The organism is Streptomyces sp. JJ36, assembly GCF_021696945.1.
Classification (GTDB): domain Bacteria; phylum Actinomycetota; class Actinomycetes; order Streptomycetales; family Streptomycetaceae; genus Streptomyces.
In genome coordinates this window covers 1-9149 of the sequence record NZ_JACYHE010000119.1, presented here as the reverse complement: position 1 = coordinate 9149, position 9149 = coordinate 1, and the positions used below count along the sequence as shown (strand labels likewise).

The window sequence follows — 9149 nt, the reverse complement described above, 5'->3', positions numbered from 1 at the left end:
CACCCCCGGAGCCCGGCGAACCCCCGGCACCCCCGGAGCCCGGCGAACCCCCGGCACCCCCGGAGCCCGGCGAACCCCCGGCCGCCACCCGCACCAGGAACTCGGTGCGGCGGCGCGGTACGAAGACTCCCGGTCCCACGGCGATCCGCAGCCCGCAGAACTCCGCCCATCCGACGACGTGTTCCAGCGGCTCCCCGGCGGCCCGCCGCCCCACCAGGGCGGCCAGCTCGTCCGCCGTACGGGCGGCGCCGCGCAGCAGCTCCGCCTCGTCCTCCGCGAAGACGCACCCCGCCGCCCGCAGGGTCGCCGCCACGGCGGCGGCGTCCGGGGCCGTCAGATCCATCCGTGTTCCCGGGCGAGCAGTGCGGCCTGGGCGCGGCTGGCGGCGCCGAGGGAGCGCATCAGGTCGGCCACGTGCCGCCGGTAGGTGCGGACGGAGATGCCGAGCTCCCGGGCGCCCGCCTCGTCCTTGCCGACGGAGACCATGGAGCCGAGGACGCGCTGCTCCATCTCCGTCAGGGCGGGGGTCTCGGCGGTCTCGTCGACGGCGGAGAGCAGGTCCTCCGCCTGGTCCCAGATCTTCTCGAAGAGCGCGATGATGTTGGACACCAGTCCGCCCTCGTGGGCGAGGAGGGCGCCACGGGAGGTGTCGTCGGGGTCGACGGGGACGAGCGCGAGCCGCCGGTCGTAGACGAGGATGCGTTCGGAGACGTCGTCGGCCACCCGGATCTGGGCACCGTGGGAGACGAGTTCGCGGAGGTAGGCGACGGTCGGGCCGTGGCCGAGCGCCTTGCTGAGGACGACGTTCCGGATGCGTACGCCGCGGCGCAGGCACCGCATGTCGAGGGGGCGGGCGTGTTCGATGTTCGCCGGGGTCAGCTCGGTGTAGGGCTCGACGGAGAGGATCTCCTCGCGGGCGAAGAACGCCAGGTCCTCTATGCGGCTGCGTATCTGTGCCAGGTCGGTGAGCTGCTCCACGCCCTGCGGCGAGGGCACGCGCGTTCCCATCTCCGCGCGTAGGGCATCGATGATGTAGCGGGACTGGGTGACCCGGAGGATCTCCTCGTGCAACTCGTGCAGCCGGCGGTCCATCAGCCGCACCATGGCGATCTCCGGGTTGACCGGATTGACGCCGCCGCCGTCCTCGCCGAGGTCGCGGACGAGGCCGAGGTCCCGCAGCCGTTCCAGGGCCCGTTCGGCGGTGGCGCGGTCGGTGCGCATCCGCAGATGCAGATCGTCGGGTGCGGTGCCCGGGTTGCGCAGGAAGTAGCGGTACATCTCTTCCTCGTCCGGAGAGATGCCGAAGACGGACATCACGTTGGCACCCAAGTCGTCCCCCTGCTGCTCGGATGGCGAGCCGTCGGTCCGGTGGCTCGTTGGTCGGGCGAGCACCCGGCGCCTTGTGGGCGCGGGGCGGGTCGAGGCAAGGGTATGTGCTGAATCGCCGTTGGTGGAGCGCCCGGACAAAGATCCGTGACGACTGTGCGCAGCAGGTGACGGGACCGGGAGGCTCCGTGGCGCTGTGCGACGGTCAGCCCCCGTCCGGTGCGGAGCTGCTGAGCACGGCGTCGCGGAAGGCGGCCGTCCCGGCGGGCGGCGGCGCCTCCCGCTGCTCGGGGTGGGGGTGGCCCGCGGCGAGCACGTAGAGCGGGATGCGTGCGGCGTTGTCCAGCCGGCAGCGCTCGGCGACGGCGGAGTCGTGGAAGGCGCCCGTCTGGGCGGGGCCCAGGCCGAGTGCGGTGGCGGTGAGGGCGAAGGTCTGGCCGAGGTGCCCGGCGTTCAGCAGGCACACCCGGTAGCAGCGTGGCGTCGGGTACTTGACGCTCATCCGTTCCAGGGTGGCCGTGACGAAGACGAGGAACGCGGCGCCGCCGGCCCACCCCTGGTCGGCGCAGAGGTGCCCGGCCTCCTCGCGCGTCAGCCCCGCGGAGAGCAGCTCCAGGGAGTGCTGCAGGCCGTTGTAGTGGTAGACGCCGGGCTCCAGTCCGGCGACGTTCAGCACGCCGACACACGCCTCCAGTTCCTGCCGGGCGCCGCCGGCGGGGCTGGTGCGCCGGTAGAGCGGGCCGTTGCCGCAGTCGATGAAGTCCACCGGCCCGAAGACGGTGGCCAGCAGCGCGGACAGGGTCTCCAGTGCCACCGGTTGCCGGGTGAAGTCCCGTACGGTGCGGCGCTCGTGCAGCACCTGCTCGTACGGCATGCGCAGGTCCTGCGGGCGGCGGGGCAGCAGCACGCGGTCGGCCCGGGGGTGGGCGGTGAAGAGCGGTGGGAGTGCGGTCACGGGCGGGGGCTCGTGCGGTGCGTCCTCCTCGGGATAGGGCACGTCGGAGGTGACGTAGTGGAAGAAGGGCCCCTCGGGGGCCCAGACCCCCCAGGTCCCGGCGATGCGGGCGTCCCGTCCGGCGTCGGCTTCGTCCTCGGCGAGCAGCAGCCCGGCCGAGCACAGCGCCTGCACCGCCTCCTCGACGGTGTCCGGGGTGAGATGGTCCAGTGCCGCGGCCGCGGCCTCCGGTGTGGTCCAGTCCCCGAAGGCGGAGAGGATCTCGGCGGCCACCGGGTGCAGCGCGGTGGGGGTGCCGTGCGGGTAGGGGTGGGCGACGAACGAGCCGTCGTGCCAGTAGCAGGTCAGGCAGCGGGCGCGGCGCAGGCGTGGTGGGCTCGGCATGGCGACTCCGGGGGTGTGCGGCCGGTGGCGGCGGGCGCGGGCGGAACGGGAGGGTCGTGGCCGGAGGGCCGGCCACGACCCGGGTGAGAGCACGACGACACCGCTTGATCAGGTGCCGACCCAGCGCCACCGCCACTGCCAGTGCGGGTTCGCTGCCCGGTCGGCGCGGACGGCCGGCCTGGCGTCGAGCGCAACGCGACGCATCGCTGCCACCTCCCCTCTACGTTCCGTGGTGGACCGTTCACGGAGGGGGGTGCCCGGTCGCGGAACCCGCCATGTGGCACAGCAGGGGAGTTTCCGGCGAAACGACCGTCACGGGCGATCCCGAGGCATGCCGGGCGTGTTCCCCCGTGGCGACGTACTCCGGCCCGCCTCCGGCGCACGCTGCCGCCGGACGCACGAGCGGGCGAGCCCGCGCCGCACCGGATGCGCGGGCTCGCCCGGGACCAGGGCCGTGATGCCGGCCGCTCAGCTTGCGCGGTAGGCGGCCCAGTGCTCGTTCATGCGGGTGATCTGACCCGGCGTGAACTGCGTCATGCAGGAGTCGTAGGTGTAGTCCATGAAGTTCTTGACGGGATCCAGGCCCTCCTTGCGGGTGCAGCTGTCCCGGCCGGTGGGGCAGCCGAAGGCCGGGGAGGCCTCGGCCGGGGTGTCCGCGACGTGGTCGCCCTTGCCGTTGCAGCCGCCCTGGAAGGTGTGGTAAAGGCCCATCCAGTGCCCGACCTCGTGGGTGCCGGTGTCGCCCTGGTTGTAGTTGGCGGCCGAACCGCCGGGCAGCGACTCGTCCAGCACCACCACGCCGTCGTCCTCGGGGGCGCGGTCGTACCAGCTCGGGAAGGTGGCCCAGCCGAGCAGGTCCTGGCCGAGGTTGGCGGTGTAGAAGTTCAGCGCGCCGGCGCCGCCCTGCCGCAGCGAGGACTTCATCGCCGCTTCCTCGGGGGAGTCCGGGCTCATGCCGTGGTACCAGTCGGCGTTGTCGGTGTAGGTGGTGCCGGCCAGCTCGAAGCTGTACGGGGAGGCGGTGTTGCCGTCGCCCAGGCCGCCGTAGGCGTCGTTGAGCACGTCGATCTGGGCGGCGATGTCGCCGGCGGCGAGCTTGCCGGTGGCGCCGTCGTGGATGACGTGGAAGTAGACCGGGATGGTCACCGAAGCCGGTGCGTTCGGGGACGGCTTCTTCAGCGCCCCCTTGCCGCGCAGCTTCTCCAGCCGGCGCTCCAGGGCGCGGTCCATCGCGGCGGCCTCCCGCGGGGTCACCGCGTTCGGCTCGTGGGCCCGGCCCTCGTCGCCGTGGGGGCGGGCGACGCGGGCCACGCCGGGGGCGTTGCCGTGGCCCTCGGCCTCCAGGCACTCCTCGGCCGCCTGCTGGACGGCGCTCCCCGCGACGGCGGATCTGTCGCCGTCCGCCGCGGCCTGACCGGTGGATGCGGCCACCGGCGCCAGGGCCAGGGATCCGGCCACCGCGACGACACCGAGTACGCGACGGCGCGTACGTGGGGGTATTCGGTCGTATCGGCGCATGTGCGCTCCTCACGGACACCGGCGGGAGGGATTTCCTCACCGCCGGGCCGGAGGCTATGGGCGTGGCCGGAACGGGACGGAGAAGTGAACCGGCCGGATCATCCGGGGCCGTCCGGCGGCTCCGCGCGGGGAAATCGGGCGGTACGGGGGCCGCTGAGCACGGAGTTCCCGCCTGCGGGCCGGAACCGGGCCGGGGGGAGTGTACGCATACGTGCCGTGGTGTACCGGATATCGGAGCGCCGGGTCGTGCTCCTCTGCGCCCGGGGGCGCGTACAGAGGTTGGCCGGAAAGGGTCTTGTCCCCCCGTCAGGACCGCGCGGCGACCCGGCCCATGGTCCGGTCCACGCTGATCTCGATGAGCACCCGTTCCGGATTGGGGCGCGGGGCGCGCCCGTACCGCTCCTCGAAGCGACGTTCCGCCTCCGCGACCGGTTCCCGCTCGGTACGGACCACCGCGCGGCCCTCCAGCGTCGCCCAGCGCGCCCGGTCCACCTGACAGAGCGCCACCCGGGCGCCCTCCGGCCCGGCCGCCCGGATGTTCCGCACCTTCCGGCTGCCGCGGCTCGCCACCACCCGCGCGGTGCGGGTGTCCGGGTCGTAGGTGACGCAGACCGGCACCACGTGCGGCGTGCCGTCCGGGCGGTGCGTGGTGAGCGTCGCGTAGTGGCGTTCGTCGCGCCAGAAGGCCAGATAGCCGGGGTCCTCGGAGACTGCCATGCGGACGAATCTATCCGCCGCCTCCCCCGCCACCGGCGCCCACCGCGCCCGGCGCCCTACATCGTGCTGGTGTGCAGACCGGCCCGCTCGGCCCGGGCCCGCCGCTCCGCGTCCGCCTGCGCCCGCTCCCCGGCCAGGGCGTCCCAGTCCAGCGGCTGCATGCACATCAACTCCCCGTTGCCCGGCACCACGAGGACCCCGCCGAACGGGTCGTCGCCGGCGAACCACACGCCGTCCGCGATCCCCTCGGGCCACCCGCCCCGCCCCGTGAGCGTGTGCGCGGACATCTTCGGCAGGTCGCTGCCCGTCCCGCCGATCCGCAGGAAGCGGCGCCCGTAGGGCCGCTTCTCCAACTGCTGCACGGGCCGCCGGAAGGCGACGTCGTACACCGCGAGCACCCGCGCGCACCGCCGCAACCGGCGCGCCTGGTCCAGCAGCACACCGGCGCCGGTGACGAGGCAGACGACGCCGACTCCGAAGAACGGGAAGAGGAAGCGCGGGTCCAGCACGGCCGGAACGGCCAGGAACAGCGCCGTGAGCACGGCGAGGACAGCGTATCGCCGCAGCAGCACCCGGCGGTACAGCCGGAGCAGCGCCCGGTGGCCGCCCGCCCCCTCCCCCGGCGCGGGACCGAACACGGCGGCGGCGCCGCCCACCGGTTGCGTCAGCCCGTCGACGACCCGGATGCCCACCAGGCAGACCAGGCCGAGGACGCCCGGGACCGCCAGGAAGAAGAAGGTGTCGCTGCGCAGGGTCAGCAGCAGCCCGTAGCTGGCGGCCACGCCCGCCGCCCACAGCGCCGGTCCGCGCAGCCGGGCGGGCCGGCGCTTCCCCGCGCCGGCGGGTCCTGCCGCCCGGGCGGCCGCCTCCGGGGTCGTCGTGCGCTCCCGTTCCTCGGGCATCGTCCGGTCTCGCCTCCGCAACGTCTCGGCGCGGGGCCCGGGTCTGGGGCCCGCGGTCCCACTGCGCCCGGCCACGGACGCGTGCGCCGACCCTACCGGCGTGGTGCGGGGCGCGCGCCCCACGGCCGGCACGAGGCGGCGGGCGGGCCGGGGGCGCCCGGCGACCCGGGGCGCCGCCCCGCCGGTGCTCCCGCCCGGCGTGGCACCGGCGCGGCAGCCGGGCACCCGTACCGCGCCGGTGGGGCCGCGCGGCCCGAACCAGTAAGCTGACCGGCCGCGGCCCGGCGGGCCGCGGAGCGTGGCCACCAACGGCCCTGCCGCACTGCGCACATCACGACGGGCAACGGGGGAAGCTGCCCTATGGGAGACGCACGCCCGTCCCGGGCACACCGCTCGCGGACGCACCACCCCGACGGGGACGCCCGTCCGGGGCGCTCCGGCGACCGGCCACCGGCGCCGGCCGGAGCGCCGGCCCCCGCGGGCGCGCCCGTGCCGGAGCCGCCGGACGTGGCGCGGGTGCTGCGGCGCAACCACGCCCGCCTGCTCCGGCTGCTCACCGTGCGGACCGCCGTGGCGGCCGCCCTCCTCGGGACTCCGTTCGTGGTGGTCCGGGGATTGGGGGCACCCGACTCCGTCCTCTGGTTCCTGTCCTCTCCGGTGGGCATGGCGGTGCTGCTGCTGACGCTGCTGCGGGCCCGGTTCGCCGTCCGGCTGCGCCAGTGCGCCAGGGTGCTGCGCCACTACCCGATGGAGTTCCGTCCGGCCCTCGACCGGAGGGAGACGGGCCGGCTGCTCCACGGCACCGTGCACACCGTACGGCCCCGGGTGCCGGGCGAGCAGGGGGCGCTGTGGATGTGGGCCATGGACGCCGCGGGTCCACGGGGCCGGCTCCAGGGCGTGGAGCAGGGCGTCTGGTTCGCGGGCGACCCGCCGTTCGGCGGTGTGCTGGTGGTCCCGGGCAGCGACGTGCTGCTGTTCGTGAGCCCCTCCGACTGGGAGAAGGTGGCCCGGCGGCGTGAGAAGGCGGGCCCCGAGCGGCTGCACCGCGCCGCGCAGGCGCACCTGGACCGGAACCACTGGCGCGAGCCGCGCATGGTGTACGGCACCTGACCCGCCGGGTGGGACCGCGCGCGGGGCGGCGCGCACCCACCCGTACCCCGATCGTCCTCCCCGCCGACGGCGGTCCTGGCAGGGCACACAGGCGCGGGTGCGCCGCGGCACGCGCGGCGCACCGACTCACAGCCGGTTCGAACCGTTCACGGAGGTGCACGCATGCACACCGATCCGCCCCCCGGGCCGCCGTCGTACGGCCCGCCGTCCCCCGGCCCGGCGCCGTACGGGCCGCCGCCCGCGGGGCCGCCACCGTCCGGCACCGCGCCCGCCCCGCCCGGGAAGCCGGAGGGCGGCGCCCGGAAGAAGGCCGGCATCGTCCTCACGGTGCTCGGCGCCCTGCCGCTGCTGCTCGGCGTCGTCATCGAGGGGAACAACCTCCGCAACAGCAGCCGGCAGGTGCCGAACCCGGACTTCGAGCGCGTGGCCTGGCACAACCTCCGCAGCGACGAGATCTTCCCCGGCCGCATCACCGAGACCACGACGGCGGTCACGGTCCAGGGGTGGTCCCGCCAGGGCATCGCCGAGGAGAGCTCCTGCGAGGAGGCGCTGCGCAAGGACCTCGCCGAAGCCGTCGCACCGGCCGGCTGCACCACGGTGCTGCGGGCCACCTACGTCGACCTGAGCGGGGACATGGCCCTGACCCTGGGCGTCGTGGTGCTCGGCTCCGACCAGGAGGCCACGCGGATCGCCGAGCAGTTCCGCGTCTCGGTCGACCCGGGCCCGCTGGTGTACCCGGCGCGCTTCCCCGGCACCGCCGCCGCGCAGTGGAAGGCGGAGCTGGCGGTGGGCGGTGCCGCGCAGCCCGTCAGCGAGGAGGGGCCGTACCTCGCCGTGGTGAGCATCGGTCCCACGGACGACTCCCGCACGGTCGGCCGGCTCCCCGCGCCCTGGACGGACCAGGGGGCCCAGGAGGAACGGCGCTGGGGGAACGTGGGCGACCAGGTGCTCGACAGCTACACCCAGGCGCTCGCCGCGAACGCGGAGGGCCGCCGATGAGGTACCGACCGACCATCGTGCCCGTCCTGACCGGCCTGCTGCTGCTCGCCTCGTCCCCGGCCGCGTCGGCGGCGGAAGGCTGGGAACTCCCCGCCCTGTCCGTGCCCGCCGCCCACGACGTCAGCAAGGGCGAGGGCGTCACCGTCGCGGTCGTCGACACCGGCATCCGGACGGACCACCCGGCGCTGCGGGGACGGGCCACCGAGGGGCCCGACTTCCTCGGCGGGAAGAGCGACCGGGACGAGCCCTGGTACGGCAAGCACGGCACCTCGATGGCCTCCAGCGTGCTCGACGTGGCGCCCGAGGCCGAGGTGCTCGGGCTGCGGACGCTCCGGGACGAGAAGGACCCCCAGTACCAGACCTGGGAGGAGTCGCTCAAGGAGGGCGGCGACCCCGAGGAGGCCGCGGCACTGCACCAGGCGATCCGGCATGCGGTGAAGGCCGGCGCGGACGTCGTCTCGATGTCGCTGGGCAGTGCCGACGGCGCGTTCAGCCCCTACTCGGAGTCCGAGGCCCGGGCCGTGCAGTACGCGCTGTCGAAGGGCGTCGTCGTGGTGGCCTCCGCCGGCAACGCGGGCGACGTGTCCCGCGGGGACGGCAACGAGGTGCACTACCCCGCGGCCTACCCGGGCGTCGTCGCCGTGGCGGCCGCCACGCCGGACGGCTCCCGGGCCGTCTTCAGCCAGGTGCACTCCTACAACGACGTCGCCGCGCCCGGTGTGCAGATCCACTCCGCGGACATCGCGGGCGGCCGCAGCCCGGTGCAGGGCACCTCGTCGGCCACCGCTCTCACCTCGGGAGTGGCGGCGCTGATCGTCGCGAAGTACCCCGACCTGGCGCCGCGTCAGGTGGAGGAGGTGCTGCAACGCACCGCCTCCACCGCGGAACAGGGCCACGACCCCCGCACCGGATACGGCACCGTCGACGCCGCGGCCGCGCTGCAGGCGGCGGCGAAGCTGACGCCGGAGAAGCCGGCGCTGCCCGTCACGGAGAAGGGAGCCGGCGTCCACTTCGGCCCCGGCGACGACGGGACGCCGCCCCGTACCGAGGTCGGCCGGAACCCGGAGGACACCACGGCGGCCGCCGTCATCGGCGGCCCCGGGCTGGTCGCCGTGGTGATCGGCGTGCTCCTCGCGGTCAGCGGGGCCCGCGCCCGCCGCCGCACGTCCAGCGGCCCCGGCTGACGCGCCGCGCCCGCCGCCCCGTGCGGCCGCCGTGTGCGGCCCGGGGCGCGGCAG

The 9149-nt window shown here is 75.2% G+C and carries 8 protein-coding genes and 1 pseudogene; 3 read left to right on the top strand and 6 right to left on the bottom strand.

What is annotated here, in order from left to right:
• The 6 genes and pseudogenes from HOY81_RS26120 to HOY81_RS26095 form a co-directional block, all read right to left on the bottom strand.
• Nucleotides 1–343: pseudogene (locus HOY81_RS26120) on the bottom strand (putative protein N(5)-glutamine methyltransferase); the annotation flags it as partial.
• Entirely contained in the window at nucleotides 334–1329 is a 996-nt protein-coding gene (locus HOY81_RS26115; protein ID WP_237323177.1) for a helix-turn-helix transcriptional regulator, read from the bottom strand. The pseudogene HOY81_RS26120 and the gene HOY81_RS26115, both read right to left, overlap by 10 nt.
• Nucleotides 1330–1531: 202 nt before the next feature.
• Nucleotides 1532–2665, bottom strand: a complete 1134-nt coding sequence (locus tag HOY81_RS26110) for a SagB/ThcOx family dehydrogenase (RefSeq protein ID WP_237323176.1) — start codon at nucleotides 2663–2665, stop codon at nucleotides 1532–1534.
• A 468-nt stretch (nucleotides 2666–3133) separates the two neighbouring features.
• Nucleotides 3134–4123, bottom strand: coding sequence for a zinc metalloprotease (locus HOY81_RS26105; RefSeq protein ID WP_308341214.1), 990 nt, complete (start codon nucleotides 4121–4123; stop codon nucleotides 3134–3136).
• A gap of 366 nt (nucleotides 4124–4489) precedes the next feature.
• Nucleotides 4490–4900 (bottom strand): pyridoxamine 5'-phosphate oxidase family protein, encoded by a 411-nt coding sequence (locus HOY81_RS26100; protein WP_237323174.1) that lies wholly within the window; start codon nucleotides 4898–4900, stop codon nucleotides 4490–4492.
• Between the two features lie 56 nt (nucleotides 4901–4956).
• Nucleotides 4957–5802: a hypothetical protein gene (locus HOY81_RS26095; protein ID WP_237323173.1), complete on the bottom strand. Its 846-nt coding sequence runs from the start codon at nucleotides 5800–5802 to the stop codon at nucleotides 4957–4959.
• Nucleotides 5803–6291: 489 nt separating this feature from the next.
• On the opposite strand from HOY81_RS26095, the gene HOY81_RS26090 reads away from it, so the two are divergent.
• From HOY81_RS26090 to HOY81_RS26080, 3 genes are all read left to right on the top strand, one after another.
• On the top strand, nucleotides 6292–6912 hold the full coding sequence (locus HOY81_RS26090) for a hypothetical protein (protein ID WP_237323172.1): 621 nt from the start codon (nucleotides 6292–6294) through the stop codon (nucleotides 6910–6912).
• A gap of 162 nt (nucleotides 6913–7074) precedes the next feature.
• On the top strand, nucleotides 7075–7911 hold the full coding sequence (locus HOY81_RS26085; RefSeq protein WP_237323171.1) for a hypothetical protein: 837 nt from the start codon (nucleotides 7075–7077) through the stop codon (nucleotides 7909–7911).
• Nucleotides 7908–9095, top strand: coding sequence for a S8 family serine peptidase (locus tag HOY81_RS26080; RefSeq protein WP_237323170.1), 1188 nt, complete (start codon nucleotides 7908–7910; stop codon nucleotides 9093–9095). Before HOY81_RS26085 ends, HOY81_RS26080 begins: the two co-directional genes overlap by 4 nt.
• Nucleotides 9096–9149: the final 54 nt, after the last annotated feature.